Origin of the sequence: Roseibacterium elongatum DSM 19469, assembly GCF_000590925.1 — a bacterium.
Taxonomy (GTDB): Bacteria; Pseudomonadota; Alphaproteobacteria; order Rhodobacterales; family Rhodobacteraceae; genus Roseibacterium; species Roseibacterium elongatum.
The window spans coordinates 1,981,450-2,006,089 of the sequence record NZ_CP004372.1; the positions used below are offsets into that span (position 1 = coordinate 1,981,450).

Here is a 24,640-nt window from a genome sequence, read left to right on the forward strand (position 1 = left end):
CGGTGAAGCGCGCGGCCCGGTCTGCATCGGATTGGGCGAAAACTCCTGAAAGTCGCCATATTGCCGACAGGTTTGATGCCGAGGCTGGGGTCGGGAAATCCAAAGATCGCGCCAAACGCAACGAAGGTGACTCCAATGGAACGTATCACGAAGATAGTACTCAGTATCGTCTTTCCCGGTATCGTCGGCTTTTTCGCGGCCTGCATTCTCGTCTTGCCGCAACTGATCCTGCGCGGCATGGACTTTGCCCAGTCGCTGGCCGTGGGGGTGATCCTGTCGGGGCTGTGCGCGGCGCTCTGCGCGCGCTGCCTGCGCAGCCGGATTCAACCCGCCCCCGTGCGGGACGGGCAGGCATCCGCCGCCATGGCCGCGGAATAACGCGCTCTTCCCCTTTACCCGGCGCGGAACGAAGACCACTCTTCCCGGCAGAGTGACCAAACGGGAGAGGAGGGCACGGCCGTGAAATACACGTGGCTGGGACATGCGAGCATCAGGCTGGAGATCGGCGGGCAGATCCTGCTGATCGACCCATGGGAAACCGGCAACCCGATGTGGCCCCAGGATCGGCGAGACGAGATGCTGGCCGGGGCGACGGCGATCCTGATCACCCATGGCCATGGCGATCACACCACCGATGCCGTGGCGCTGTCGCGCGAACTGGGCCTGCCCCTTTACGGTATCTACGACCTGATGAGCCACTGGGCCGAGGCCGAGGGCGTCGAGACCGTGGGCTTCAACAAGGGGGGCACCGTCGCCATCGGCGAGGTGCGCGTCACGATGGTGAATGCAAACCATTCCTCGTCGATTTCAACGCCGCATGGGCCGATGTATGCCGGGGCCGAGGCGGGATACATGATCCACGCAGAGGGGCGCACGGTCTATGTGTCGGGCGATACCGACGTGATGGCCGACATGAAGGTGTTGCAGGATCTGCACGCGCCCGAGATCGGCATCCTGTGCGCCGGCGGGCATTTCACCATGGATATGAAGCGTGCGGCCTATGCCGCCTCGAACCTGTTCGATTTCAAGACAGTGATCCCGGTCCATTACAAGACCTTCCCGCTGCTGGCGCAGGACGCCGAGATGCTTGTCGCGGCCCTGCCCAGCCGCAACGTCGTGGCGCCCGAAGTGGGCGAAACGGTCGAGCTATAGGCGCGCGTTTTCCTCAAGGAAAACGGCCCGGAAATCTCGAGATTTCCGGGTCGCCGCTTACAGAACGCGCGCCATTTCGACGGCGGGAAAGGTCACGCCGGGTTCCAGCGTTATGTCGATCTCGGCGCGGTCCTCGAACCCCATCGTCCGATAGAAGGGCACGGCGCTGCGGGTCGACTGGCACAAAAGCCAGGTGATCCCCTGCGCGCGCGCCTTGTCGAAGCAATGTTCGAGGATGGCGCTGCCCAGCCCGCGCCGCGTCGCCTCGGGGTGGGTCACGACATGCCGGATATGGGCTACGTCGCGCGGCCCGACGTCGCCCTGTGGGCCGCCATGGGTCCAGCCGCCGGCGGCCAGCGCGCGGCCCCCGGCATCCTCGGCGACGTAATAGCTGCCACAGCGCAGCAACTCGGGCCGGGCGCGCGCGATGACGGGCAGGGTGGTTTCCAGAACTTCGGCCGTATAATCACCGCCCAGCAGAACCGGGTAGCTTTCGGACAGCAGGGCATCGATGGCCGCCATGTCGGCGGCCGTGGTGGGGCGGATCTTGATCTCGGGCAGCATGGCCGTGACTTTCGTAACCTGAAAAACAAAAAGGCCGCGCAGTGTGTGCGCGGCCCGGACTGTCGGAATATGGAGGTCGATCTTACTTGATCTTGCCTTCCTTGTATTCGACGTGCTTGCGCGCGACGGGATCATACTTTCGTACGGTCATCTTCTCGGTCATCGTGCGTGCGTTTTTCTTGGTCACGTAGAAGTGGCCGGTTCCCGCCGTGGAGTTCAGGCGGATCTTGATGGTGGTCGGCTTCGCCATGGTGGGCTCCTCGGGATAGGGGCGGGGCGGGGCGCAGCGATACGCCCGCAGGTCATTGAAGTGCGCCTTTTACCGGGCACACGGCAGGAGTCAACCGCGAAATCGCCCTTTACAGAAGGCCATTCGCAAGGCCCCAGCCCAGACCGGCCAGCGCCATGAGCGGCAGCGCCACGATCAGGTCCAGCTTGCGCCAGAGGATCAGCAGCGCGGCCAGCGCCGTCAGGATCAGCGCGCCGGGTTGCCAACTCGCCGTATCGGGCAGCCACAGCTGCATCGGCCCGATGCTGACCTGCGCCACCTCGGAAAAGAGGACATGCAGCGCGAACCAGAGCGACAGATTGGCGATGACCCCCACCACGGCGGCGGTGATGGCCGACAACGCGCCGGTCAGCCGCGGTTGCGTCGCGATCCACTCGACATAGGGGGCACCGGCGAAGATCCACAGAAAGCACGGCGCAAAGGTCACCCACAAGGTGACCAGAGCGGCCGCAACGCCCAGGATCGTGCCGCCCTCGAACGCGCCGGCCAGAAAGCCCACGAACTGGGTCACCAGGATCAACGGGCCCGGTGTCGTCTCGGCCAACCCCAGCGCATCCATCATCTGTGCCGTGGTCAGCCAGCCATGGGTCTGGACGACCTCCTGCACCATCCAGGCGAGGACGGCATAGGCCCCGCCAAAGGTGACGACGGCCAGCTTGGCAAAGAACAGCCCGATCTCGGCCAGCGTTCCGCCGGGCGCCACAAGCCACAGGGCCGCAAGCGGCAAGAGCCAGATCGCGCCCCACAGCAGGACGGTGCGCAAGGTTCGCGACAGCGGCACGGCGTGGGCCGGGGTGCCCGCGCCGGGACGGGCGCTCAGCGCGCCGATCAGGCCCGCGCCAAGCACGATCACGGGAAAGGGCAGGGCAAAGGCAGACAGCCCAAGGAACGCCGCGATGGCAAGGCCCCAGGCCAGGGGGGCATGCAGCGCCTTTTTCGACACGCGCCACAGCGCCTGGGCGACGATCACGATCACGGCGGCCTTGATGCCCAGAAACAGGGCCTCGGCCACGGGGATGTCGCCGTAAGCGGCATAGAGCGCCGCCAGCGCGAAGATCACGACAGCGCCGGGAATGACGAAGAGCAGCCCGGCGATCAGCCCGCCCAGTGGGCCTTGCAGCCGCCAGCCGGCATAGGTGGCCAGTTGCATCGCCTCGGGGCCGGGCAGCAGCATGCAAAAGCTCAGTGCGTTGAGAAACTGCTTTTCGCTCAGCCACGGCCGGTCTTCGACCAACTCGCGATGCATCAGCGCGATCTGCGCCGCCGGGCCGCCGAAACTGAGCAGACCGATGCGGCCAAACACGCGGGTGATGTCGCTAAGCGTCGGGGCGGGCGTTTCCATGATGCCGCCTTATACCGGCCCCCTGCGATTGCCATGTGAAACTTGCGTGACAGGGCGGGGCAAAAGGAAAGGCCGGGCACCCGGCCCGGCCTGACACGGTTTCGATAGGGGCGCGGTTATTCGCGGTTACCCAGGAATTGCAGCAGGAACATGAAGAGGTTGATGAAGTCGAGATAGAGACGCAGCGCGCCCATGATCGCCGACTTGTCCAGCCATTCCTGATCGCCATACTGGGCGTGGTCGATGTATTCCTGCTTGATCGACTGGGTGTCATACGCGGTCAGCGCCGCGAAGATCAGCACACCGATCACCGAGATCGCGAAGGCCACGGCCGAAGACGCCAGGAAGATGTTCACGATCGACGCCACGATCAGCCCGATCAGACCCATCATCAGGAAGGTGCCCCATCCCGACAGATCCTTTTTCGTGGTGTAGCCCCACAGGCTGAGACCCGCGAAGGCGATGGCCGTGATCAGGAAGGTCTGGGCGATCGACACGCCGGTGAAGACGGCGAAGATCCAGCTGATCGACAGGCCCATCACCGCGGCGAACGCGTAGAAGAACAGTTGTGCGGCGGCGGCCGACAGCTTGTTGATGACGGCGCCGAAGGCAAACACCATCAGCAGCGGGGCGAACATGACCACCCAGCCCAGGATGTTGGGCTGCATCGTTTGCGGGTCGCGGAAGATGGCCATCAGCGTCGGGTTCGACCCGACGGCCCAGGCCACACCGGCGGTTACGAGCATGCCCACCGACATGGTGGCATACACCTTGTTCATGTGCGTGCGCAGGCCCTGGTCGATTTCGGCGGGCAACGCCCCTGCGCGGGCGCGGGCCGTATGATAGTCAGCCATGCAGTCCTCCTGAGACAAACAAGTGTCTGGGCGCCAAAAACGGCGGACGCCCATCCTCACGCGAAATATCGGCAAGGACGGGCGTCAATTCAAGAGCCAACACCCTTGGCGGGGCTGCAAGCTCGATAGTTTTTGGCTATTGGCCTGGGTCAGACAGCAGCGCCTTACCAAGCCCCCAGCGACCAGGCCGGACGCAGCGCTTCGCGCAGCGCCTCGCCCTCGGTCAGGCCGATGTCGCGCCGGGCATGCGCGTCGAGCGCGGCAAGCTGCCGGCGTTGGCGCCAGGTGGCATAGGCGCGCCCGATCAGGGCGGCAAGATTGAACGGGCGCCGCGACGGCGCAAGACGGGCAGTGGCAAGAGTGGCCATGGCAACACCTTTCTGGAATCGTGAAATGAGGTTGGGGAACCATTTCGATGCTTGATATATGCGGTGCAGCAAGGCATTTTTAAAGTGAATGTTACTGAACTTTTGAATCAAGGATCATGATGTGCCGCGAAATCTGGATATGACGGCGCTGCGCGCCTTTGTCGCCGTGGTCGATGCCGGCGGGGTCACCAAGGCGTCGGGGTTCCTGAACCTGACGCAATCTGCCGTGTCGATGCAGTTGAAACGCCTTGAAGAGTCGATCGGCGTCGGCCTGTTCGACCGCTCGGCGCGGCGCTTGTCGCTGACCGCAGCGGGCGAGCAGATGCTTGGCTACGCCCGCCGCATGCTGGATCTCAACGACGAGGTTTTGGGCCGTCTGACGGCCCCCGGCTATGTCGGCGAACTGGTCCTTGGGGTGCCTAGCGACATCGTCTACCCGGCGATTCCGCAGGTTTTGCAACGGTTCAACGCGGCCTTCCCGCGCATGAAGGTGCAGTTGGTGTCGTCCTACACGTCGCGGCTCAAGCGGATGCTGGATCGTGGCGAGGTGGATGTGATCCTCACCACCGAGGATCATGTCGGCACAGGGGGCGAAACGCTGATGGAACGGCAGTTGATCTGGGTCGGGGCACATGCCGGGCAGGTCTGGCGTCAGAGGCCGCTGCGGCTGGCCTTTGAACATGCCTGCATCTTTCGGCGTGGTGTGCAGGACGCGCTGGATGCCGCCGCGATCTCGTGGGAAATGGCGGTCGAGAGCGACTCGACCCGCACGGTCGAGGCCTCGGTTTCGGCCGATCTGGCGGTACATGCCTGTATCGAAGGGACCGAACCGCCCTATGTCGAGCGCATCGACCACAATGGCGCGCTGCCCAATCTGCCGCGCATCAAGATCAACCTTTACCGCGCCGAGTTGAGCCGCAGTGAACCCGCCGGGGCGCTGGTCGATTTCATCCGGCAGGCCTATCGCGCGCTGTGACGCCGCGGCTGCGGATCGGTCAGATCGTCACCACGACCTTGCCGGCCACGCGCCGATCCTTCAGCAGGCCCAACGCCTCGGCAGCAGCCCCCAGCTCGCGTGTCGCCCCGATGTGCGGGGCGATCCGGCCCTCGGCATACATCTGCATCAGCTCCGAAAGGCTGTCGGTCAGGATCTGCGGGGCGAATTTCAGGTAGCCGCCCCAATAGAGGCCGATGACGTCGATATTCTTGACCAGCAAATGGTTCGCGGGGATCTGCGGAACCGTGCCGCTGGCAAATCCGATGCACAGGATGCGACCCAGTGGATTGGTGGCGCGCAGGGCCGCCGTGAACATGTCGCCGCCGACGGCATCATAGACCACATCCGCGCCGCCAAGGTCCTTGACCGCGCCGCGCAGGTCGACCTCGGTCGCATCCAGCAGGTGCCGGGCCCCGGCCGCGCGGGCGGCCTCCAGCTTGTCGGCGCCGCGCGCGACGGCGATCACCTCGGCCCCCATGCCCGCCCCCAGTTCGACCGCCGTCAGGCCCACGCCGCCGCCCGCCCCCAGCACCAGCAGGCGCTCCCCCTGACCGAGTCGGGCCCGCCGCGCCAGGGCGACGTGACTGGTGCCATAGGCCACGAGAAAGCCGGCGGCATGGGTGTCCGGCATCATGTCGGGGATCGCAACGCAGCGCGCGGCGTCGAACACGCCATATTCGGCCAGGCCCCCCTGACCCGCAAAGACCGCCACCCGTGTGCCCGGCGCGGTCCCGGTCACCCCCGGCCCCAGCGCCTCGATCGTGCCGGCGATCTCCATGCCCAGGGTAAAGGGCGGGGCGGGCGTGTCCTGATACCGGCCCGACATCATCAAGAGATCGGCAAAATTCAGCCCGCAGGCCGAAATCCGCACCAGAACCTGCCCGGGGCCGGGCACAGGGCAGTCGGTTTCGACCAGTTGAGGGGCCGTGTCGAAGCCCGTGACCTGGAATGCGCGCATACTGCAGCCCCTTTTCGTGACAGTCCTTTGGCCAAGGCTAGCCGCTGTGGTCGCGGGCGGCCAGAGTGCCGTCTTCACGGGTAAATGATAACTGCGCGAATTAACCCCATTGCATACACGCGAAGGGCGAGTAATCTAGTGTGCATGCGGTTCAGGCCCGTGGACGCGAGTGGGTGCGATGAAATCACCACTTGGGATTGATCTGCGCTTTTGGAGCGCTAATTGCACACTGTCGCGTTGGTTGAGCGGCACTCGCCACGTGGTTTCAAACGACCCACGGCACGCTAAGACAGGTTTGGCAACACAAAGGAGAATGTCGTGAAACACCCGGTTGATGTTCACGTCGGCAAGCGCGTCCGGCATCGCCGCTGGATGGTCGGCATGACGCAGCAGCAGCTGGCCGAAAAGGTCGGCATCAAGTTTCAGCAGATCCAGAAATACGAAACCGGCATGAACCGAGTCAGCGCGTCGCGCCTTTGGGACATTGCCGAGGCCCTGACTGTTCCGGTCAGCTATTTCTTCGACGGCATGGACGGTGCCAAGGTCCTGTCGGAGGGCGCTGCGACCGAGGCCTCCGGGCTGCCCGACGACATTCTTGCCGACAAGGAAGCGTTGGAACTGATCCGCTCGTATTACGCGATCCCGGAAAATCAGCGTCGTCGCCTGTTCGAACTGGCCCGCGTGCTGTCAGACGCCGCGGCCTGACACGGGCGCCGGGCTTGACCCCCGGCGGGGTTGATGCGACCTCGACGAAGCCGTTGCCAGACCGGCGGCTTCGTTGCGAAGAGGTTCCCGATGACTCCAATCGACACCCCGACCGGGCGCGGGTCGGCCACCCGCATCGCCGCGCAGGAGGTGCCTGCAATCATCGCCACGGCCCACGCCCTGGCCGAAGCGGCGCGGCGCGCCACCCTGTCGCACTTCCGCACGGCGACCCTGACCTCGGACAACAAGGACCTATCGGGGTTCGACCCGGTTACGCAGGCGGATCGCGCCGCCGAAGCGGCGATGCGCGCCGTTCTGGCGTCTCGGCGCCCGCAAGACGGCATCCTGGGCGAGGAAGAGGCGGCGACACCGGGGACATCAGGGTACACGTGGGTGCTGGACCCGATCGACGGCACGCGCGCGTTCATCTCCGGGGCGCCCACATGGGGTGTGCTGATTGCCTTTTGCGATGACCAAGGGCCGATCTACGGCCTCATCGACCAACCCTATATCGGCGAACGCTTCGAAGGTGGTCTGGGACGCGCCCGCCTGACAGGCCCGCGCGGGGCGCGCACTATGGCCGTCGCGCCCGCCGCACGCCTTGCCGACGCGACCCTGTTCACCACATTCCCCGAGATCGGCACGGGGCCAGAGCGTCGCGCGTTCGAAACCGTGCGCGACGCCGTGCGGCTGACGCGCTACGGGCTGGATTGCTATGCCTATGCCCTTTTGGCATCCGGTCACATCGATCTGGTGATCGAAGCCGGCCTGCACCCCTATGATATCTGCGCGCCCATCGCCGTGATCGAGGCCGCGGGCGGGGTGGTGACCGACTGGCAAGGTGGCCCGGCGCATGAGGGCGGTCGGGTCCTCGCGGCGTCCAGTGCGCAGCTTCATGCCGAGACCCTTGCGCATCTTCGGGCCGCATCTGATCTTTGAGTTGTCCGCTCTGGGTGCAGGCTTTGAAATTAGGGTCGCGGCCGAGCCCGGCTGTCGGGCAATCCTATGCTTCAGCGGTTTCGATGCTTGTATTTTCGCAATCATCTCGGAAAAAATTTTGGGCACAGATCGGAAAAAAATTCATTTTTCGGATTAATCCCAAGCTTATCCACAGATCGTTACACAGGCCGAAAATCGCTGATCGCCGGGCGTAGCACACAGGGTGTTGCAGCCCGTTTCCGACCTCGCCATGCTCGCCAAAACAGTCGCTTGAGCGAGGAAACCACCATGACATTCCGCCCATTGCTTCTGGCATGTGCCATTGTGACGGGACTGTCCGCCTGTGCCAATGCGCCCGGCACGACGCGCCTGTCTGCCGAGCAGAGTCTCAACATCGCCTCGGCCGGCACGCAGATATCGCTGCAGCGCGCGCAGGCCGGGATCGTGCGCCCCCTTGCGCACAGTTCGGCCTTGCAGGCCGCAGCGGCGCAACACGCGGAATACCTCAGCCGGACAGGCGGGCTGAGCCATGATGGGCAGGGCGGGTCCACGGCGCATACGCGCGTCACGCGCACCGGCTATGACTCGTGTCGGACGGCAGAGAACATCGCGCGCGGCCAGTCCGACCTGCGCACTGTCCTGAGCGACTGGACAGCCTCGGCCGAGCATCGCCGCAACATGCTCGACCCGCGCGTGACCGATTACGGGATCGCACGGGCCGGCTCGGTCTGGGTGCTGGTCCTGGCGCGGCCCTGTTAGGATTTGCGCCGCATGGCTGACAAGGCGCGGCTCTGACTGATCCCGATTCCGATCAGGATCAGTGCCAAGGCCCAGAAAAGCTGTGGGGGCAGGGCCTCGTTCATCAGCGTGACGCCGAACAGGACCGCCCAGACCGGAACCATGTAACTGGTCAGGCTCATGAACAGTGACCCCGCGGTGGTGATGACGCGGATGCGGATGAAGGTGGCCAGGGCGGTGGGAAACAGCGCGACATAGATCAGCGCGGCCATGGCCGGGGCCGAACCCATCCGCGGGACGCCTTCCTGCCACAGGGCCAGTGGTACGAGGGCGAGGCTGGCGATGATCAGCGTCGCGGCGGCAAAGCCCAGCGGCGGCATCGGCGGCGCCCGCCGCGTCAGGACGGAGCCGCCCGCATAGCAGCAGGCCGCCCCGATACAGGCCATGCGTCCCACCAGGGTGCCGCTGTCCAGCGCACCGGGCCCAACCAGAATGACCAGCCCCACAAACCCAAGGCCCACGCCGAGGATGCGACGCGGCCCGATCCCTTCTTCGGGGGAGAAGACGGCGACCAGGGGCAGCACCAGCAACGGCACCGCCCCCATCGCGACGCCGGCAAAGGCCGACGGCACCTGTGTCAGACCCCAGCTCAGAAGGGAAAAGGGCAGGGCGATGGCCCCAAGGCCGATCGCTGTCGAAAAGGCCCAGGCCCGCCCGCCGGACAGATGGGTGACACCCTGTCCGGTCGCCGCCGCAAGACCGCCCAGAAGGATGGCGGCCAGCGTCGTGCGGCCCGCCGTCACCCACCAGGGGCCGAACCCGTCCAGAGCCAGGGAAACCCCCATGAAGGCCGTGCCCCAGATCACCCCCAACAGGGTGATCAGCGCCCAGTTCAGGGCGCCGGGGCGGTCGGGGCTGGGCATGATGGGGCTCCTGTCGGGCGGCTGGGGCGACCCTGTCGCGGGCGGCCAGTTTGCGCAAGCGATGGCATGCCGGGTCGAGACGTGAACGCCCCCGGTCGGCAACCGGGGGCGCGTTTTTTGGAACGGTGGGGCGCGCTCAATTGCGCGATTTGTCGACCATCTTGCCGGCCGAGATCCAGGGCATCATGCCGCGCAGCTTCTCGCCGACTTCTTCGATCTGGTGGGCGTCGTTCATGCGGCGCGTGCCCTTGAAGAAGGGCTGGCCGACGGCGTTTTCCTGCATGAAGTCGCGCACGAACTTGCCGGTCTGGATGTCCGTCAGGATGGCCTTCATCCGCGCCTTGGTCTCGTCATAGGGCAGGACACGCGGGCCGCTGACATATTCGCCGTATTCGGCGGTGTTCGAGATCGAGTAATTCATGTTGGCGATGCCGCCCTCGTAGATCAGGTCGACGATCAGCTTCACCTCGTGCAGGCACTCGAAATAGGCCATTTCCGGGGCATAGCCCGCCTCGACCAGCGTCTCGAAGCCCATGCGGATCAACTCGACCAGGCCACCGCAGAGCACGGCCTGTTCGCCGAAGAGGTCGGTTTCACACTCTTCCTTGAAATTGGTCTCGATGATGCCCGAGCGGCCGCCGCCGATGGCCGAGCAATAGGACAGGCCGATTTCCAGTGCCTTGCCGGTGGCGTCGTTATGCACGGCCACAAGGCAGGGCACGCCGCCGCCCTTGACGTATTCGCCACGCACGGTGTGACCGGGGCCCTTGGGGGCCATCATGATGACATCGACGCCGGGCTTGGGCTCGATCAGGCCGAAATGCACGTTCAGGCCATGGGCAAAGGCGATGGCCGCGCCGTCGCGCAGGTTGTCATGGACGTATTTGCGATAGGTCTCGGCCTGAAGCTCATCGGGCATGGTGAACATGATCAGGTCGCACCAGGCGGCGGCCTCGGCGATGCCCATGACCTGCAGGCCCTCGGCCTCGGCCTTGGCGGCGCTGGCGGACCCTTCGCGCAAGGCGACGACGACGTTCTTGGCGCCGCTGTCGCGCAGGTTCAGGGCGTGGGCGTGGCCCTGGCTGCCATAGCCGAGGATGGCGACCTTCTTGTCCTTGATCAGGTTCACGTCGCAGTCGCGGTCATAGTAAACGCGCATGGGTCTCTCCGTTTTGCGGTTCGTCTCTCTGGGGCGCAATCTGCGCCCCGCTGTCGCGAAAGCCTGTTGCGAAATTGGCAAATAATGCGCAGAAAAAGAGAAAATCATTCGTCAATTGGGGTTACCGTAAGAAATCATGCTCAGCGATCTCGATCGGCGCATCTTGCGACACTTGCAAGCGGACCCCGACCAACCGGTGTCCAAACTGGCCGAGGCCGCGGGCCTGCCGCTGGCCAGTTGTTACAAGCGGCTGGAACGCTTGCAGGCTCAGGGCGTCATCAAGGGCAGCCGCGCGGCGATCAACTGGGCGGCGCTTGGCTATGCGGTCGAGGTCAGCTTGCGCGTGACACTCGACAAGACCGACCCGCGTGCCTTTGACGAGTTTCTTGCCGCCGCCCGCAAGGTGCCCGAGGTCATCGCGATCCAGACCTTTCTGGGGGTCGTGGATGTGCGCCTTTACGTCATCGCGCGATCCATGCCGCATTACCAGGAGATCTACCGATCCCGCATCCTGACCCTGCCGCATATCGCCGATATCGAGGCGCTGATGCAGGTTGCCACCATCAAGGAGGCGCAGAGCCTGCCACTGTAAAGGAAAAGATGTGATCGATCTGGACGACACCGACCGCGCCATTCTACGTGTGATGCAGGGCTCTGCCACCCTCAAGGCCAGCGAGATCGGCCGCCGCGTGGGCCTCAGCCAGCCCGCCGCATGGCGGCGGATCAAGCGGTTGAACGAGGCGGGCGTGCTCAAACCCCGTCACCTCGATCTCGACCTCGAAAAACTGGGGTTCGGCGTGACCGTCTTCCTGGGCGTGAAACTGGCCACCAAGGGGCGCGTCAGCCTCGAGGATTTCGAGCGCGCGGTCACCGCCATCCCCGAGGTGCAGACGGTGCAACATGTGCTGGGCATGTACGATTACCGCTTGCGGATCGTCGCGCGCGATCTGCCGGATTTCGAACGCATCCTGCGTCGCCGGATCATGACGCTGCCCGGTGTCGGCAATGTCGAGGCCAATGTCCTGTTGTCCGAGGAGCACCTTCCCGGCCCGCTGGGGTAGGGAAAGCCGCCATTTCGCTTGCAAGCCACACGGGGCAGCTTGCCCGCATGACCCGCCCTTTGCTCGAAAGCGACAAGATCACCGCCGGCCGCGTTTTCTCGGATCATCCGTTCCATGGGCTGATCGAGGAGGCGTATCGCGTCTTTGATGCGCCGCCGCCCATCCATCTGGGTATCTGCACCTGCGGGATGTGCATGGGGCCGGATGTGGCCGCGAGACTCTTGCGCCGTCCCGCCCGCAACTGGACGCTGGCCGATGTCTGGTCGTGGCATGACAGCGTCGAGGAGGGGCTGGAACAGCGCGTCTGGTCGTGGCTGTTGCCACGTTTCCTGGAAATTCTGGCCGCTGGCGACACCTGTCACAACGGCCTTTACGAACGCTCGCTGATCCGCTTTCCGACCGGCCAAAAATCACTTTGGTCGGATCGGCAATGGGCCGTGCTCGACCGCTTTGCTGGTATGATGCTGGAACGCGGCATGCAGCGCCGCAATGGCCCGGATGTCTTCTACGAGCTTCACATGTTGGCCCATGGCGGCTGGCCGATCCGCGACCTGATCGCAAAGGTGATGGCCGACCCCGATTTGCCCGAGGCCTTGGCCTACGCCTGGGGCTGCGGGCTCGATATTTGCGACTCCCTTGGCCCGAACTGGCCGCCCGGCGCGTGGGACGCCCTGCATGAGGCCTTCATCACGCAGGAACTGGCGGACAGAATGCTCGCCTACGGGCTGATGGACGGGCTGGACCCCAAGCTGTCCGATCGGGCGCTGCGGGCGGCCGAGGCGATCCAGTGTCGGCTTTGATCAGCCGCGCGCGCCCAACCCCGCCTGCATCATCACCCGGCGCACCGGCTTGACCGAATAGATCGCGTTCAGCGCCCGCATCCGCATGTCGCGCAGGCCCTGCGCCTCGACCATCGAGGCGCGGTTCAGCGCATCAACGCCTGTCAGCCGCGCCACGACCTCGGTGTGGCGGGCGCGGTGATATTTGCGCAGCAGGTCGGCCGCGCCCGGATCGTCACGATGCGCTTCGACCAGGTCCAGCAGGGTGCGCAGATCGGCAAGGCTCATGTTCAGCCCCTGCGCGCCGATGGGCGGCATGACGTGCGCCGCCTCGGCGATCAGGGCAACGCGCTCGCCCTCCATCCGGTCGGCGACCTGCGTGATGATCGGCCAGATCGTGCGGCGCGAGGCCAGCGTCAGCGGCCCGAACAGGTGCCCCGAGCGCTCGGTCATCTCGGCCTCGAAATCCTCTTTCTCCAAAGCCATCAGGCGCTTGGCCTCGGGGCCGCGTTCCATCCAGACGATGGCGGACGAGGGGCTCCCCTCCCAATCGGGCAGAGGAACCAAGGTGAACGGCCCGCCCGAGCGGTGGATCTCGGTCGAGATATTCTCGTGCGGAATCGGGTGCGTCACGGCAAAGGCCAACGCCTTTTGCCCATAACGGATGGTCTTGACACCAATCCCAGCGGCCTCGCGCACGGGCGAATTGCGCCCGTCGGCGGCCACGACCAGTCTGGCGCGCAGCCGGGTACCATCGCCCAGCGTCACGCGCGCCTCGCGCTCGCGGGTCAGCACATGGGCGGTGCCGGTTCCGGGGCGGAAATCGACATTCGGCATGCTCGCCAGATGGGCCACCATCTCTCGGCGCAACAGCCAGTTGGGCAGGTTCCAGCCAAAGGGCAGCTCGGAAATGTCGGCGGCGTTGAAGTCATGCGCGACGCGAGGTTCCGTCGTTTCGCCCCCGGCATCGACAATCCGCATGATCTGCAGGGGCATGGCATGGGGGGCCAGCCGATCCCACAGGCCGATGCGCTCGAAGAACGTGCGCGAGGGTTGCAGGAAAGCGGTGGTGCGCAGGTCCGAGCCTTGCGCATCGCGGTCGGTCACGGGCGGCATCGGGTCCGCGCAGAGAACGGAAAACCCGGCCTGTCCAAAGGCCGCGGCCGCCGTCAGGCCGGCAACACCGCCGCCGGAGATGAAGATGTCGATATCGGTAATCTCGGTCATGGGTCAAATCTAGGCCGCGTGGCGTCATCGGGCGACGCGGCACTCTGTCCTCTGCGGGCGATCATCCCAGACGGCCAAGAAAATCGGTCAGATCGACGGTGTGGTGGTGCACATGATCCGCCGGGTCCGGGGCGGGCGCGACATGGACGGTGCGCATCCCCATCGCGTGGGGCGCGGCCAGGTTGCGGGGATCATCCTCGAACATCGCGGCGCGGGTCGGGTCCAGCCCGTCCTGGGCGAAGACCGTGTCAAAGGCCTCGCGCTCGGGCTTGGGGCGAAAGGCGGCATGTTCCACCCCATATACCGCATCGAACAGACCGGACAGGCCGCGATGATCCAGCACGCGGCGGGCGTAGGGCTCGGTCCCGTTGGTATAGACGATACGCCGCCCGGGAAGGGCGCGGATATGCGCCGCAAGCTCGGCGTCCGGGGTCAGAACCGTGAAATCGATCTCGTGCACTTCGGTGAGGTAGGGCCCGGGATCGACATCATGATGCCGCATCAGGCCGGCCAGCGTGGTGCCATGCTCGCGCCAGTATTTCAACCGCAGGCGGTTTGCCTCGGCCTCGTCCACGTTGAGGGCGCGCATCACCCAATCCGTCATGCGGATGTTGATCTGATCGAACAGCGCCATTTCCGGCGGATACAGTGTGTTGTCCAGATCGAAGACCCAGGTCTCGACATGGGCGAAATGCGGTTTTGGGGAATCCGTGTCCATGGGGTGGGGCTTAGGGCCGTCGGGGCGCGTCGTCCAGTCCGTTCGGCCCACCTGTGCGCGTGCGTCCACTGGACAAGCAGATGGCCGCTGCATAGCGTTGGCGCCTGATGTTGCAAGGAAAGATCGACGATGAAACTGAACGGCGAGCCCAACAGGGATGCCTATGCCCTGATCCTCGAGGCCATCGACTCGGGCGTGTATCGGCCGGGGTCACGGCTTGTCGAAAGCGAATTGGCCGAACGCTTCGGGGTCAGCCGCACCCCCATTCGCGAAGCCTTGCAAAGGCTTGAAACCCAAAGCCTGCTGACCCGCGATGGCCGATCGCTGATCGTGGCGTCGCTGGACCACGCGCAAACGGCGGAACTCTATGCCGTTCGCCAGGAACTGGAGGGGCTGGCCGCGAAACTGGCGGCGCAACATGCCGCCGAAGAGGAAATCCAGGTGCTGCGCGAGATGGTCGAGGCCGATCGTGTCCTGCTGGACGATCCGCAGGCGCTGGCGCGGGCAAACCGGCGGTTCCACCACCAGATCCACCTGGCCAGCCACAACCGCTACCTCGTTCAGCAGCTCGACCTTGTCTATCGCTCGATGGCGCTGATGGCGCGGACATCCCTGGCCGCGGCCGGGCGTGGAGAAAAAGCATTGGAAGAACATGCCGCCATCGTCGAGGCGATCGCAGATCGCGATGGCGAGCGCGCGGCACAGGTGTTGAAAGATCACCTGTCCATCGCGTTCGTCGTGCGCCTTAAGGAAGAGGCCGAACAGGACTGATCGGGCCGCTGCTGCCGATCGCGCACCGTGTCCGCCAATGGATGGGTACCGCCGAACTGGCCGTGGGCCGTCTTGGCCCAGAAAAACGGGCGCACGAGGGTTTCGAACACGGCCCGCCAGGCCGCTGCGATGCCGAGGATGTAATAGACCTCCATCAGCGGGGCATAGATGCGGTGATGGCGCAGATGCGCGGCCCTGCACCCGAGCAGCGCGACCGCCATGGTCAGGCCGGCGCCAAGCAACATCACGGCGAACAGGGGCGGGTACCACCCCTCGGGCATGTAGCGGTCAAGCGGGTGGGCAAAGCCTGCGGCCTTGATCCCCAGCGACCACAGGAGCGGCGACAGAAGAAACCCCAGAACGGCGGCAAGAAACTGCGCCTGCACCCCGACAAAGCGCCAGGTCCCGAGGTCGCGCCACAGGGCAAAGGGCTGCCGCATGGCCGCCGCCCAAGTCACCAGATACCCCTTAAGCCAGCGCGATCGCTGCCGGATCCAGGGGCGAATGGCGGCGTTCGCCTCTTCGAAGGTGGTGGTCTCGACGATCTCGGTACGATAGCCCGCCCGCGCCAGTCGCAGGCCAAGTTCGGCATCCTCGGTCACGTTATGTGCATCCCAACCGCCCAGCCGTTCGAGGGCGTCGCTGCGCAGGAACAGCGTTGTGCCGCCAAGGGGCACCACCAGCCCAAGCCGTTGCACCCCCGGCAGCAGGACGCGGAACCAGCTGGCATATTCCATGGTGAACATGCGCGCGATCCAGTTATGCGCACTGTTATAGTAGTCGAGTTGCCCCTGAAGGCAGGCGACCTCGGGCCCGACCTCGGCGAAGCGCTGAACGACGCGCGCGATCTGGTCGGGCTCGGGCAGGTCTTCGGCATCGTAGATCCCGACGATGTCGCCGCGGGCGTAGTTCAGGCAATAGTTCAGCGCCCGCGGCTTGGTCCGCGGCTGACCCTCGGGCACGGTGATGGCGCGCATGTGGGGCGGCAGCCGCGTGGCCGCGAGCGCACGGGCGGTAACATCGTCCTCGGCCTCGACGCACAACAGGATGTCCAGCCGTTCCGGCGGGTAGTGCAGCCGCGCCAGACGCTGCACGAGATGGGTGGCGACCGTTGCTTCGTGGAACAGCGGGACAAGCAGGGTCACCACCGGTGGGCGCAGCACCGCCAGACGCGCCCCGGCCGGGTCGGTGGCGGGTGCGCGTGGGCGTGTCAGCATGGCGGCCACGACCAGCAGCTTGAGCGCCAGATTGCACAGAAAGACGATCCCTGCACAGCCCATCAGAAACAGCATCAGGGGGCCGGGAAACAGAACGCCGGCCACGACGATCAGCGCCGCCATGGCCAGACCGGCGCGCGTCATGGCCTGTGGTCGCCAGGTGCGGCAGGACGTGGTTTCGGGCGCTCGGCCTTCCGCTTCGCGCGCAAGGGCGTGGCCGTAAAGCGTGCATTGGGCGGCAACGATCTGGTCGCGTCCCGCCAGAACAGGCACCAGGTGTGTACCGTGCGGAAAGGCGGCACCCAGCGTCGCCAACAGGTCCGGGCGCGCGGTTGCGATGACAATGGCAGATCCGGCCCGACGCCAGGGGATCGCCTCGGCCGCGATGGCCTGCGCCGGAGAGACGCGCGAAGCCAGCTCGGGATCGGGGGGCTCGCTTTCGAGATCGACAATGGTGGTGTGCCACAGCTGGGCCAGGGCCGACAGCAATTCCGCCTCACTCAGATGGCCGCGGGCGCGCAGGATCTGGCCGATGGGCAAGGACAGGCTGCGGCCGGCTTCGCGGGCGGCGGCGACCTGAGCATGCGTGCTGTGCCCGCGACCGATCAGCAGCGCGGCAAGCCGGTCGTCCAACCTGTCATTGTCGCCTGATCCGGCGGGGCTGCGCGCAACCGCCCCGCACGCGTCGTCAGCCCCGGAGGACAGCCGCGCGATATCCACGTCCCGAATGGCGCTGCGCCTCTCGATATCGAGTTGGTCCCCGTCCATCGAGCGCATGCCGCCTGTCTGTGGAACTGCCGAAGTATCCACAGGATAGGATGGAGTGGTTAACGCAAAGTTAAGGGCCGGCGCGGTCGGGTCAGGCCGTCTTGGCGGCCTTGGCGCGGACAGCCTCGGCAAAGCGTTCGAACAGGTAGAAACTGTCCTGTGGTCCCGGGCTGGCCTCGGGGTGATGCTGCACCGAAAACACCGGCCGGTCGGCCATGCGGATGCCGCAATTCGACCCGTCGAAAAGCGAGACATGCGTTTCGATCACGCCCTCGGGCAGGGTCTGGCTGTCGACGGTGAAGCCGTGGTTCATCGAGGTGATCTCGACCTTGCCGGTCTCCATCTCCTTGACGGGGTGGTTCGCGCCGTGATGACCGTGGTTCATCTTGACGGTTTTCGCCCCGAGCGCCAGCGCCAGCATCTGATGCCCCAGGCAGATGCCGAAAACCGGCAGGCCCGCGTCCAGCACGCCCTTGATCGCGGGCACGGCGTAGGCGCCGGTCGCGGCCGGATCGCCGGGGCCGTTGGACAGGAACACACCGTCCGGCGATTGGGCCAGCACCTCTTCGGCGGTGGTGGTGGCGGGCATCACGGTCACGTCGCAGCCCGCACTGGCAAGGCAGCGCAGGATGTTGCGCTTGGCACCGTAATCGAGGGCCACGACCTTGGGCGCGGGCCCTTCGCGCCTGCTGTAGCCCTCGGGCCAGGCCCACCGCATCTCGTCCCAGCGGTAGGATTGCGCGCAGGTCACGTCGCGCGCCAGATCCAGCCCCTCGAGCCCGGCAAAGCCGCGGGCCGCAGCAACCAGCGCCTCGAGGTCGAACTTGCCCTCGGGGTCATGGGCCAGCGCGACATGCGGCGCGCCCTGCTGCCGGATGGCACGGGTCAGGCGGCGTGTGTCGATCCCGCCGATGCCGACGCGCCCGGTCTTTTCCAGCCACGCGACCAGGTGACCCGTCGCGCGCCAGTTCGAGGGATCGGTCGGGTCCCATTTCACCACCATCCCCTCGGCCACCGGATCGGCGGTTTCGTCATCCTCGGGCGTGACGCCGGTATTGCCGATATGCGGAAAGGTGAAGGTCACGATCTGCCCGGCATAGGAGGGGTCGGTCATGATTTCCTGATAACCGGTCATGGCGGTGTTGAAGCACAATTCGGCCACCCGCGTTCCGGTGCCTCCGAACCCGCGGCCATAAAAGATCGTTCCGTCAGCAAGGGCGAGGCAGGCGGTCGGCTTGGATGTCATGGGAAACTCCGGGGGGCAGCGGGCAAATCGATGCGGGTTTAAGGATCGCGGGTCGCGCGGTCAAGCCGTGCCCCGTTACGCCCGGCGGGGAAATGCCGCGTTGCAGCGTCCTTATTGTGGCTCGTGGGGGTATGCCCTATCTATGCCTCCTGGTTTTCATCAAGGGGGCCTGACGCCATGGGTCAGACAGCACCGGCTGCCACGAACGGCACCAGCCTGCGGGAACGGATCACCACCGGCCTGAAGGACGCGATGCGCGACAAGGACAAGACACGCCTGTCCACGCTGCGGCTGATCAATGCCGCCATCAAGGATCAGGACATCGCCGCGCGCGCCAAGGGCGGCAGCTCGGGCGTTGGCGAGGACGAGTTGCTTGCGATCCTGGCCAAGATGGTCAAGCAGCGTCAGGAAAGCGCACGCGCCTACGAAGAAGGCGGCCGTCTGGAACTGGCCGAAAAGGAACGCGCCGAGATCGAAGTGATCGAGGCGTATCTGCCGCGCCAGCTGGATGACGATGAAATCGCCGCGGCGGTGGATGCGGCGCTGGCGCAAACGGGGGCCGAAACGCTGCGCGACATGGGCAAGGTCATGGGCGTGCTCAAGGCCAGTTACGCCGGGCAGATGGATTTCGGTGCGGTCGGTCCGCTGGTCAAGGCGCGGTTGAGCTGATCGCGGGCCCCGCCCCGTGTGTGGGGCGGTTCACGCCGTGTCCGGGCGCAGCGCGCGGTTCAGCGCATCCTTCAACTGGCTGCGCTCGACCGGGGTCAGAAACGCCCCCAGTTCCACCTCGCGACCGCCGCCCGACAGGGTCAGGTAATTGGGCACCGGCCCGCCCTTGCCATGCAGCGAGACGCGCACCCAGTAGGGGTTGGCCTCCCAATCCTGTGGGGTCTTGCGCCGCGGGTCATGCCGCTCGATCCGGATGAGGTCATCCCAGATGCAGACCTCTTCATAGAGATCCATGTCGCGCCAGGAGCGTTTCAGCGAAAACCAGATCCCCGCGACCGCCGCCGCGATAAAGGGCAGGAGTGCCCAGAACACGCTGGTGCCCAGCACGGGGAAAAGCGGCACGGCGATCAGGGCGGCGGTCAGCCCGATGAACCACACGAAGCCTTCGGGTGTCAAAGATTTGTGCGGCGTCAGCAACAAGTGCAGGCGCGGCGCCCCGCGCCCGCCCTCTGACGCGAAGGCCCCGGACGATGCCGGGGCCTGCTGTCGTTCATGGGTCTGGATCGGCATGGCCCCTCAGTGGTGCGGTTGACGATCCCACATCTCGCGCGTCGGCAGCTCTTCGAAAGTGTGCTCCGGCGGCGGGTTGGGCAGGGTCCATTCCAACGTGTCCGCATGCTCACCCCAATAGGCCGGTTCCTCGACACGGCGGCCGGCAAACAGCGCATAGGCCACGATCCCGATGAAGAACAGGAAGGACGCAAAGGACAGGAACGCGCCGATCGACGAGACATAGTTCCAAAGCGCGAAGGCCTCGGGGTAGTCGATATAGCGCCGCGGCATGCCCTGACGGCCCAGGAAGTGCTGCGGGAAGAAGGTCAGGTTGGCCCCGATGAAGAAGGCCCAGAAATGCAGCTTGCCCGCCCATTCCGGGTACTGCCGGCCCGACATCTTGCCGAACCAGTAGTAGATCCCCGCGAAGATGCCGAACACGGCGCCAAGGCTCATCACGTAGTGGAAATGGGCCACGACATAGTAGGTGTCGTGATAGGCCCGGTCCACGCCGGCCTGGGACAGGATGATGCCCGTCACACCGCCGACCGTGAACAGGAAGATGAAGCCGATGGCGAACAGCATGGGCGTCTTGAACTCGATCGAGCCCTGCCACATCGTGGCGATCCAGCTGAAGATCTTCACCCCCGTGGGCACCGCGATGACCATCGTGGCGACCATGAAATAGGCCTGCTGCGTCAGGGTCATGCCCACCGTGTACATGTGGTGCGCCCAGACGACGAAGCCTAGGCCACCGATCGCCACCAGCGCGTAGACCATCGGCAGGTAGCCGAAGATTGGCTTTTTCGAGAAGGTCGCGACCACGTGGCTGATGATGCCGAAGGCTGGCAGGATCACGATGTAGACCTCGGGGTGACCGAAGAACCAGAAGATGTGCTGGAACAGGACCGGGTCGCCCCCGCCCGCGACGTCGAAGAAGGTGGTGCCGAAGTTGCGGTCGGTCAGCAGCATGGTGATGGCGCCCGCCAGAACCGGCAGCGACAAGAGCAGCAGCCAGGCCGTGACGAAGATCGACCAGGCAAACAGCGGCACCTTGTGCAGCGTCATGCCCGGTGCGCGCATGTTCAGGAAGGTCGTGATGATGTTGATCGACCCGAGGATCGAACTGGCGCCCGAGACGTGCACGGCGAAGATCGCGAAATCCACGGCGCGGCTGTTGGGGGCATCCTGCCACGACAGCGGCGGGTAGAATGTCCAGCCCGGGCCGGCGCCGCCGTCGATGAACACCGCGCAGAAGGCCAGCGCGGTCCCCGCGACATAGAGCCAGTAGGACAGGTTGTTCAGGCGCGGAAACGCCATGTCCGGCGCGCCGATCATCAACGGCATGAAATAGTTGCCAAAGCCTCCGAAGAGCGCGGGAATGACGACGAAGAACATCATCAGCACGCCATGCCCGGTGATCAGCACGTTCCAGAGATGGCCATCGGGCGTGCCGTCGAGCTGGTCGCGCAGCGCCAGAAGCGTCGAGGCTTCGGCCGGGTTGGCCGAGGCTGCGGCGGCATCCAGCACCTCGACCACCTGGGCGCGGAGCGCGCCGTCGATGACCACCCGCGCCTCGTCCCCGGTGCCCGACACGGCCCCCAGGATCGAGCCCTGCAGGCTGGACAGCTGATCCGCGAAGGCGTTCGTGCCGCCGCCGGCCGTCGCCAGCGCCTCACCTGCACGGGTGAAGATGCTTTCGATCATGCCGGGCGCGCCTTCGAAGGCGACGTACATGTATTGTACGCCGGGCTCCATCAGCTCCAGCCGCATGTAGACCGTGAAAATCACCGAAATCAGGCCGACGATCCCTGCTGTGAACAGGTACAGAAGCCCGATATCCTTGTGGTTTGTGGACATGAACCACCGGGTGAAAAATCCCGGCCGCTCGTGGTCATGCCCCGAAAGAGTGGCGTCTGCCATGGTCGTCTCCCGTTCAGCGTTCTGCACGGGAAGAGATCGACAGATTCCCCCCCACGCGTTTCCTCTCGCCTCCGTTCTATCAGGGCGGTCGTTGACAAGGCAACGGATACGCGTCAATCGGCCACACGCTGAGCGCGAAAAACTTGTCCCAGATCAATGCACGGCTGAGCGGGGCCAAGGGTGCCGTTGCGGCATGCGCAGCAGCCGCATGGATGAGGGCGGCGACCGGGCCGACCCTTGCAAAACGTCAGCGGTGCAACCGCAGTCAGACCCGACAGCAGCGCGGCGCATGCCGGCCGGGGCGCCGGCCCAAGGGGCGGTTCAGGGAGCGGACGGGTCTGGAAACGCGGTGTCGAATGTCCTCCTCAGCGCCAGATCGAGATCCGGCATCGTGACCGGCAGGCCGAGGTCGACCAGGCTGGTCACGCCATGGCCCGAGATGCCGCAGGGCACAATGCCGTCGAAGTGATCGAGGTCGGGGTCCAGGTTGATCGAGATGCCGTGGAAGCTGACCCATTTGCGGATCCGAACGCCGATGGCGGCGATCTTGTCCTCGCGCGGGGTGCCGTCGGGCAGCGGGGCGTGATCGGGGCGCGCGATCCAGACGCCGACGCGGCCGGGGCGGATTTCGCCGCGCAGGTTGAACTCGGCCAGCGCCGCGATGACCCAGGTCTCGAGGCTGGTGACAAAGCGGCGAATGTCGCGCCCGCGCCGGTTGAGGTCCAGCATCACATAGGCCACCCGCTGCCCCGGGCCGTGATAGGTATACTGCCCGCCGCGGCGTGTCTGATAGACCGGGAAACGATTGGGGGCGCGCAGATCCGCCGGATTGGCCGAGGTGCCGGCCGTGTAGAGGGGCGGATGTTCGAGCAGCCAGATGCATTCGTCAGCCGCGCCCCGGGCGATCGCGCCGGCGCGCCCCTCCATCCAGGCCACGGCATCGGGGTAAGGGACGGGGTCGTCCGATGTGATCCATTCCACCATGGCCGCGATATGCGCCGCAGCGGCTTAAATGTCACCCCGGTATGGTGCCCAAGGTGGGGTTTTCCTGAAGTTCGGCCAATTCGCGCTTAGCATGTCGGCGTGGTGTGCTAGGGTCACGTTAAGACACGTTCGGCTTTTCCTGGAGGGACCGCATGTTTGCAAGAATTATGACCACGGCCAGTCTTGTCGCAGCATTGGCTGCCGCCCCTGCCGACCGCGCGCAGGCAGATGCAGGCGATTTCATCGGTGGCGCCATCATTGGCGGTGTCATCGGCCACGCCCTGTCGCAGGGGCAGCGCCCGCGCACCACCGGCGGCACGCGCGTCGTGCGCCCTGGCATCCCGGCGACGCAACAGGGCCGCGAAACGCAGACGGCGCTCAACTATTTCGGCTACAATGCCGGCACCGTCGATGGCCAGGTGGGCCCCGGCACGCGCTCGGCGATCGAGCGCTTTCAGGCCTCGATGGGCTACCCGGTGAATGGACGCGAGTTCGCCTCGTACCAGTTCGATTTCCTGATGGATGCCTATTTCTGGGCCACCAACCAGGGCGGGGCCCAGCAAACCGGCCTGCGCGGGCAATCGCTGCTCTATGCCTATCGCGACAGCCTGCAGGGCGGCGCCCCGATCCAGAGCTTCCAGCCGGTGCCGCAGCCGATGGCCCCCGCAACGACCGTCATCGTGAACCCCGCCCAGCAGCCGCCCGCCGGTCAGCCCGCGCCGGGCATGGCGACCGCGTCCGGGGGCGGGGCGATGCCGAACCTGTTTGCCAACAGCCAGCCGCGTATGTCGCTGGCCAACAGCTGCAATGCGGTGATGCTGCAGACCTCGTCGAATGGCGGGTATGTCACGCTCGCCACCATGGGGGATGCCGGACAGGCCCTGTCCGAACAGTTCTGCGTGGCGCGCACCTATGCCATGGCGCGGGGCGAGGAGTTGATGGGCCAGATCTCCGGCCTCAGCCAGGCCCAGATTGCCGAGCAGTGCAACGGTTTCTCGACCATGCTCAGCGCCCAGATCGACCGCCTGTCGCTGGTCGGGCAGGCCGAGCTTGTCCCCGAGATGCAGCGCGTGGTGGCCGGAACGGGTGTTGCACCCGCCGATATGGCCTCGACCGCGCGGGTCTGCCTGGCGGTCGGCTATGCTCAGGACGACATGCGCATGGCCGTTGGCTCGGCCCTGACGCTCGTGGCGCTGGGCGAGGGCGCTTATGGCGAGTTGCTGGGCCATCACCTGCGCGAGGGGTTCGGCGCCAACGCGCGGCGCGATCTGGCCGTGCAGTGGTATGATGCGGCGATCTCGTCGCTCGAGCAGGGCTCGACACCGGCCTTCATGCCGGGGCAACCCGAACGCACGCCGCTTTTGCGCGGGGCGTTGATGCGCCTGCAGGGGGGCGCGGCTGCGGCGGCCCCGGTGCCCGCAGCCCAGCCCCAGCCGGCGCCCAACGCGCTGCCGACCTTCCAGGTCAACCAGTAAGCGGCGCTTGGCCGTGTTCCGGGGCGGGCCGACCGGCCCGCCCCTTTCGGTTTGCGGGGTCGGGATCTTGCGCAGATTTTTCGCCGCGCCCTCTTCACAAGGTCAGACACCTCGGTTAAAGACCGCGCACCTACCGGATCACGTGCGGTCGTGGCGGAATTGGTAGACGCGCAGCGTTGAGGTCGCTGTGGGGTAACTCCCGTGGAAGTTCGAGTCTTCTCGACCGCACCATTTCCCGAAACCGACGCAATGAGATGCGGGC

General features: G+C 65.6%; 27 protein-coding genes and 1 tRNA gene. 13 read left to right on the top strand and 15 right to left on the bottom strand.

Annotated elements, in window-relative coordinates; all coding sequences use genetic code 11:
* Window positions 1-135: 135 nt before the first annotated feature.
* On the top strand, window positions 136-378 hold the full coding sequence (locus ROSELON_RS09690; protein ID WP_025312207.1) for a hypothetical protein: 243 nt from the start codon (window positions 136-138) through the stop codon (window positions 376-378).
* An 81-nt stretch (window positions 379-459) separates the two neighbouring features.
* Entirely contained in the window at window positions 460-1,152 is a 693-nt protein-coding gene (locus tag ROSELON_RS09695) for a metal-dependent hydrolase (protein ID WP_025312208.1), read from the top strand.
* Window positions 1,153-1,209: 57 nt separating this feature from the next.
* Here the strand turns inward: ROSELON_RS09695 and ROSELON_RS09700 are convergent, their stop codons facing one another.
* The 5 genes from ROSELON_RS09700 to ROSELON_RS09720 form a co-directional block, all read right to left on the bottom strand.
* Window positions 1,210-1,716: a GNAT family N-acetyltransferase gene (locus ROSELON_RS09700; protein WP_025312209.1), complete on the bottom strand. Its 507-nt coding sequence runs from the start codon at window positions 1,714-1,716 to the stop codon at window positions 1,210-1,212.
* An 82-nt stretch (window positions 1,717-1,798) separates the two neighbouring features.
* Window positions 1,799-1,966, bottom strand: a complete 168-nt coding sequence (rpmG, locus tag ROSELON_RS09705; RefSeq protein WP_005630270.1) for a 50S ribosomal protein L33 — start codon at window positions 1,964-1,966, stop codon at window positions 1,799-1,801.
* Window positions 1,967-2,075: 109 nt separating this feature from the next.
* The gene (gene chrA, locus ROSELON_RS09710) at window positions 2,076-3,347 is read right to left on the bottom strand and encodes a chromate efflux transporter (protein ID WP_025312210.1); all 1,272 of its coding nucleotides are present in this window, start codon (window positions 3,345-3,347) and stop codon (window positions 2,076-2,078) included.
* Between the two features lie 116 nt (window positions 3,348-3,463).
* On the bottom strand, window positions 3,464-4,201 hold the full coding sequence (locus tag ROSELON_RS09715) for a Bax inhibitor-1/YccA family protein (RefSeq protein WP_025312211.1): 738 nt from the start codon (window positions 4,199-4,201) through the stop codon (window positions 3,464-3,466).
* A 164-nt stretch (window positions 4,202-4,365) separates the two neighbouring features.
* Window positions 4,366-4,569 carry a DUF1127 domain-containing protein gene (locus ROSELON_RS09720; RefSeq protein WP_025312212.1) on the bottom strand — a complete coding sequence of 68 codons (204 nt, stop codon included), beginning with the start codon at window positions 4,567-4,569 and terminating at the stop codon, window positions 4,366-4,368.
* Between the two features lie 121 nt (window positions 4,570-4,690).
* Between ROSELON_RS09720 and ROSELON_RS09725 the strand changes: the two genes are divergently transcribed.
* A complete protein-coding gene (locus tag ROSELON_RS09725) occupies window positions 4,691-5,545 on the top strand; it encodes a LysR family transcriptional regulator (RefSeq protein ID WP_025312213.1) in 855 nt (284 codons plus the stop codon).
* A 19-nt stretch (window positions 5,546-5,564) separates the two neighbouring features.
* Here the strand turns inward: ROSELON_RS09725 and ROSELON_RS09730 are convergent, their stop codons facing one another.
* Entirely contained in the window at window positions 5,565-6,524 is a 960-nt protein-coding gene (locus ROSELON_RS09730; protein WP_025312214.1) for an NADPH:quinone oxidoreductase family protein, read from the bottom strand.
* Window positions 6,525-6,842: 318 nt separating this feature from the next.
* Here ROSELON_RS09730 and ROSELON_RS09735 point away from each other — a divergent pair, with 318 nt between their 5' ends.
* The 3 genes from ROSELON_RS09735 (at window position 6,843) to ROSELON_RS18425 (ending at window position 8,927) form a co-directional block, all read left to right on the top strand.
* A complete protein-coding gene (locus tag ROSELON_RS09735; RefSeq protein WP_025312215.1) occupies window positions 6,843-7,229 on the top strand; it encodes a helix-turn-helix domain-containing protein in 387 nt (128 codons plus the stop codon).
* Between the two features lie 90 nt (window positions 7,230-7,319).
* Entirely contained in the window at window positions 7,320-8,168 is an 849-nt protein-coding gene (hisN, locus tag ROSELON_RS09740) for a histidinol-phosphatase (protein WP_025312216.1), read from the top strand.
* Between the two features lie 324 nt (window positions 8,169-8,492).
* The gene (locus ROSELON_RS18425) at window positions 8,493-8,927 is read left to right on the top strand and encodes a CAP domain-containing protein (protein WP_198020744.1); all 435 of its coding nucleotides are present in this window, start codon (window positions 8,493-8,495) and stop codon (window positions 8,925-8,927) included.
* On the opposite strand, the gene ROSELON_RS09750 is transcribed toward ROSELON_RS18425, so the two are convergent.
* Both ROSELON_RS09750 and ilvC read right to left on the bottom strand, forming a co-directional pair.
* A complete protein-coding gene (locus ROSELON_RS09750; protein WP_025312218.1) occupies window positions 8,924-9,829 on the bottom strand; it encodes a DMT family transporter in 906 nt (301 codons plus the stop codon). The genes ROSELON_RS18425 and ROSELON_RS09750 overlap by 4 nt on opposite strands.
* Before the next feature lie 136 nt (window positions 9,830-9,965).
* Window positions 9,966-10,988 carry a ketol-acid reductoisomerase gene (gene ilvC / locus ROSELON_RS09755; RefSeq protein WP_025312219.1) on the bottom strand — a complete coding sequence of 341 codons (1,023 nt, stop codon included), beginning with the start codon at window positions 10,986-10,988 and terminating at the stop codon, window positions 9,966-9,968.
* Window positions 10,989-11,124: 136 nt separating this feature from the next.
* Between ilvC and ROSELON_RS09760 the strand changes: the two genes are divergently transcribed.
* The 3 genes from ROSELON_RS09760 to ROSELON_RS09770 are packed head-to-tail and all read left to right on the top strand — an operon-like array spanning window position 11,125 to window position 12,849.
* Window positions 11,125-11,580, top strand: coding sequence for an Lrp/AsnC family transcriptional regulator (locus ROSELON_RS09760; protein ID WP_025312220.1), 456 nt, complete (start codon window positions 11,125-11,127; stop codon window positions 11,578-11,580).
* A 10-nt stretch (window positions 11,581-11,590) separates the two neighbouring features.
* On the top strand, window positions 11,591-12,049 hold the full coding sequence (locus ROSELON_RS09765; protein ID WP_025312221.1) for an Lrp/AsnC family transcriptional regulator: 459 nt from the start codon (window positions 11,591-11,593) through the stop codon (window positions 12,047-12,049).
* A 47-nt stretch (window positions 12,050-12,096) separates the two neighbouring features.
* The gene (locus ROSELON_RS09770) at window positions 12,097-12,849 is read left to right on the top strand and encodes a hypothetical protein (protein ID WP_025312222.1); all 753 of its coding nucleotides are present in this window, start codon (window positions 12,097-12,099) and stop codon (window positions 12,847-12,849) included.
* On the opposite strand, the gene ROSELON_RS09775 is transcribed toward ROSELON_RS09770, so the two are convergent.
* Together ROSELON_RS09775 and ROSELON_RS09780 are read right to left on the bottom strand one after the other, a co-directional pair.
* Window positions 12,850-14,055, bottom strand: coding sequence for a UbiH/UbiF family hydroxylase (locus ROSELON_RS09775; RefSeq protein ID WP_025312223.1), 1,206 nt, complete (start codon window positions 14,053-14,055; stop codon window positions 12,850-12,852). It lies immediately after the preceding gene.
* Window positions 14,056-14,116: 61 nt separating this feature from the next.
* On the bottom strand, window positions 14,117-14,773 hold the full coding sequence (locus tag ROSELON_RS09780) for a pyrimidine 5'-nucleotidase (RefSeq protein ID WP_025312224.1): 657 nt from the start codon (window positions 14,771-14,773) through the stop codon (window positions 14,117-14,119).
* Window positions 14,774-14,902: 129 nt separating this feature from the next.
* Here ROSELON_RS09780 and ROSELON_RS09785 point away from each other — a divergent pair, with 129 nt between their 5' ends.
* The gene (locus ROSELON_RS09785) at window positions 14,903-15,544 is read left to right on the top strand and encodes a GntR family transcriptional regulator (RefSeq protein WP_025312225.1); all 642 of its coding nucleotides are present in this window, start codon (window positions 14,903-14,905) and stop codon (window positions 15,542-15,544) included.
* Here the strand turns inward: ROSELON_RS09785 and ROSELON_RS09790 are convergent.
* The gene (locus ROSELON_RS09790; protein WP_025312226.1) at window positions 15,490-17,538 is read right to left on the bottom strand and encodes a glycosyltransferase family 2 protein; all 2,049 of its coding nucleotides are present in this window, start codon (window positions 17,536-17,538) and stop codon (window positions 15,490-15,492) included. The genes ROSELON_RS09785 and ROSELON_RS09790 overlap by 55 nt on opposite strands.
* Window positions 17,539-17,620: 82 nt before the next feature.
* Window positions 17,621-18,775 (bottom strand): glutamine-hydrolyzing carbamoyl-phosphate synthase small subunit, encoded by a 1,155-nt coding sequence (gene carA / locus ROSELON_RS09795; RefSeq protein ID WP_025312227.1) that lies wholly within the window; start codon window positions 18,773-18,775, stop codon window positions 17,621-17,623.
* Window positions 18,776-18,952: 177 nt separating this feature from the next.
* Here carA and ROSELON_RS09800 point away from each other — a divergent pair, with 177 nt between their 5' ends.
* Window positions 18,953-19,444 (top strand): GatB/YqeY domain-containing protein, encoded by a 492-nt coding sequence (locus ROSELON_RS09800; protein ID WP_051508392.1) that lies wholly within the window; start codon window positions 18,953-18,955, stop codon window positions 19,442-19,444.
* A 30-nt stretch (window positions 19,445-19,474) separates the two neighbouring features.
* Here the strand turns inward: ROSELON_RS09800 and ROSELON_RS09805 are convergent, their stop codons facing one another.
* The 3 genes from ROSELON_RS09805 to lipB all read right to left on the bottom strand — a co-directional run bounded on the left by ROSELON_RS09805 (window position 19,475) and on the right by lipB (window position 22,903).
* Window positions 19,475-20,014 carry a DUF2244 domain-containing protein gene (locus tag ROSELON_RS09805; RefSeq protein ID WP_025312229.1) on the bottom strand — a complete coding sequence of 180 codons (540 nt, stop codon included), beginning with the start codon at window positions 20,012-20,014 and terminating at the stop codon, window positions 19,475-19,477.
* Window positions 20,015-20,020: 6 nt separating this feature from the next.
* Entirely contained in the window at window positions 20,021-21,919 is a 1,899-nt protein-coding gene (locus ROSELON_RS09810) for a cytochrome c oxidase subunit I (protein ID WP_025312230.1), read from the bottom strand.
* A 321-nt stretch (window positions 21,920-22,240) separates the two neighbouring features.
* On the bottom strand, window positions 22,241-22,903 hold the full coding sequence (gene lipB, locus ROSELON_RS09815) for a lipoyl(octanoyl) transferase LipB (protein ID WP_025312231.1): 663 nt from the start codon (window positions 22,901-22,903) through the stop codon (window positions 22,241-22,243).
* 167 nt (window positions 22,904-23,070) lie between these two features.
* On the opposite strand from lipB, the gene ROSELON_RS09820 reads away from it, so the two are divergent.
* Together ROSELON_RS09820 and ROSELON_RS09825 are read left to right on the top strand one after the other, a co-directional pair.
* Window positions 23,071-24,378 carry a peptidoglycan-binding domain-containing protein gene (locus ROSELON_RS09820; protein ID WP_245605319.1) on the top strand — a complete coding sequence of 436 codons (1,308 nt, stop codon included), beginning with the start codon at window positions 23,071-23,073 and terminating at the stop codon, window positions 24,376-24,378.
* 144 nt (window positions 24,379-24,522) lie between these two features.
* A tRNA-Leu gene (locus ROSELON_RS09825) sits at window positions 24,523-24,609 on the top strand.
* The last annotated feature ends 31 nt before the right edge of the window (window positions 24,610-24,640 follow it).

Bases quoted from the DNA above. Each gene is read 5' to 3' on its own strand.
- ROSELON_RS09690 (WP_025312207.1), top strand. From the start codon at position 136: ATGGAACGTATCACGAAGATAGTACTCAGTATCGTCTTTCCCGGTATC.
- ROSELON_RS09700 (WP_025312209.1), bottom strand. From the start codon at position 1,716: ATGCTGCCCGAGATCAAGATCCGCCCCACCACGGCCGCCGACATGGCG.
- rpmG (WP_005630270.1), bottom strand. From the start codon at position 1,966: ATGGCGAAGCCGACCACCATCAAGATCCGCCTGAACTCCACGGCGGGA.
- chrA (WP_025312210.1), bottom strand. From the start codon at position 3,347: ATGGAAACGCCCGCCCCGACGCTTAGCGACATCACCCGCGTGTTTGGC.
- ROSELON_RS09715 (WP_025312211.1), bottom strand. From the start codon at position 4,201: ATGGCTGACTATCATACGGCCCGCGCCCGCGCAGGGGCGTTGCCCGCC.
- ROSELON_RS09720 (WP_025312212.1), bottom strand. From the start codon at position 4,569: ATGGCCACTCTTGCCACTGCCCGTCTTGCGCCGTCGCGGCGCCCGTTC.
- ROSELON_RS09730 (WP_025312214.1), bottom strand. From the start codon at position 6,524: ATGCGCGCATTCCAGGTCACGGGCTTCGACACGGCCCCTCAACTGGTC.
- hisN (WP_025312216.1), top strand. From the start codon at position 7,320: ATGACTCCAATCGACACCCCGACCGGGCGCGGGTCGGCCACCCGCATC.
- ROSELON_RS09750 (WP_025312218.1), bottom strand. From the start codon at position 9,829: ATGCCCAGCCCCGACCGCCCCGGCGCCCTGAACTGGGCGCTGATCACC.
- ilvC (WP_025312219.1), bottom strand. From the start codon at position 10,988: ATGCGCGTTTACTATGACCGCGACTGCGACGTGAACCTGATCAAGGAC.
- ROSELON_RS09760 (WP_025312220.1), top strand. From the start codon at position 11,125: ATGCTCAGCGATCTCGATCGGCGCATCTTGCGACACTTGCAAGCGGAC.
- ROSELON_RS09770 (WP_025312222.1), top strand. From the start codon at position 12,097: ATGACCCGCCCTTTGCTCGAAAGCGACAAGATCACCGCCGGCCGCGTT.
- ROSELON_RS09775 (WP_025312223.1), bottom strand. From the start codon at position 14,055: ATGACCGAGATTACCGATATCGACATCTTCATCTCCGGCGGCGGTGTT.
- ROSELON_RS09780 (WP_025312224.1), bottom strand. From the start codon at position 14,773: ATGGACACGGATTCCCCAAAACCGCATTTCGCCCATGTCGAGACCTGG.
- ROSELON_RS09785 (WP_025312225.1), top strand. From the start codon at position 14,903: ATGAAACTGAACGGCGAGCCCAACAGGGATGCCTATGCCCTGATCCTC.
- ROSELON_RS09790 (WP_025312226.1), bottom strand. From the start codon at position 17,538: ATGCGCTCGATGGACGGGGACCAACTCGATATCGAGAGGCGCAGCGCC.
- carA (WP_025312227.1), bottom strand. From the start codon at position 18,775: ATGACATCCAAGCCGACCGCCTGCCTCGCCCTTGCTGACGGAACGATC.
- ROSELON_RS09800 (WP_051508392.1), top strand. From the start codon at position 18,953: ATGGGTCAGACAGCACCGGCTGCCACGAACGGCACCAGCCTGCGGGAA.
- ROSELON_RS09805 (WP_025312229.1), bottom strand. From the start codon at position 20,014: ATGCCGATCCAGACCCATGAACGACAGCAGGCCCCGGCATCGTCCGGG.
- ROSELON_RS09810 (WP_025312230.1), bottom strand. From the start codon at position 21,919: ATGGCAGACGCCACTCTTTCGGGGCATGACCACGAGCGGCCGGGATTT.
- lipB (WP_025312231.1), bottom strand. From the start codon at position 22,903: ATGGTGGAATGGATCACATCGGACGACCCCGTCCCTTACCCCGATGCC.
- ROSELON_RS09820 (WP_245605319.1), top strand. From the start codon at position 23,071: ATGACCACGGCCAGTCTTGTCGCAGCATTGGCTGCCGCCCCTGCCGAC.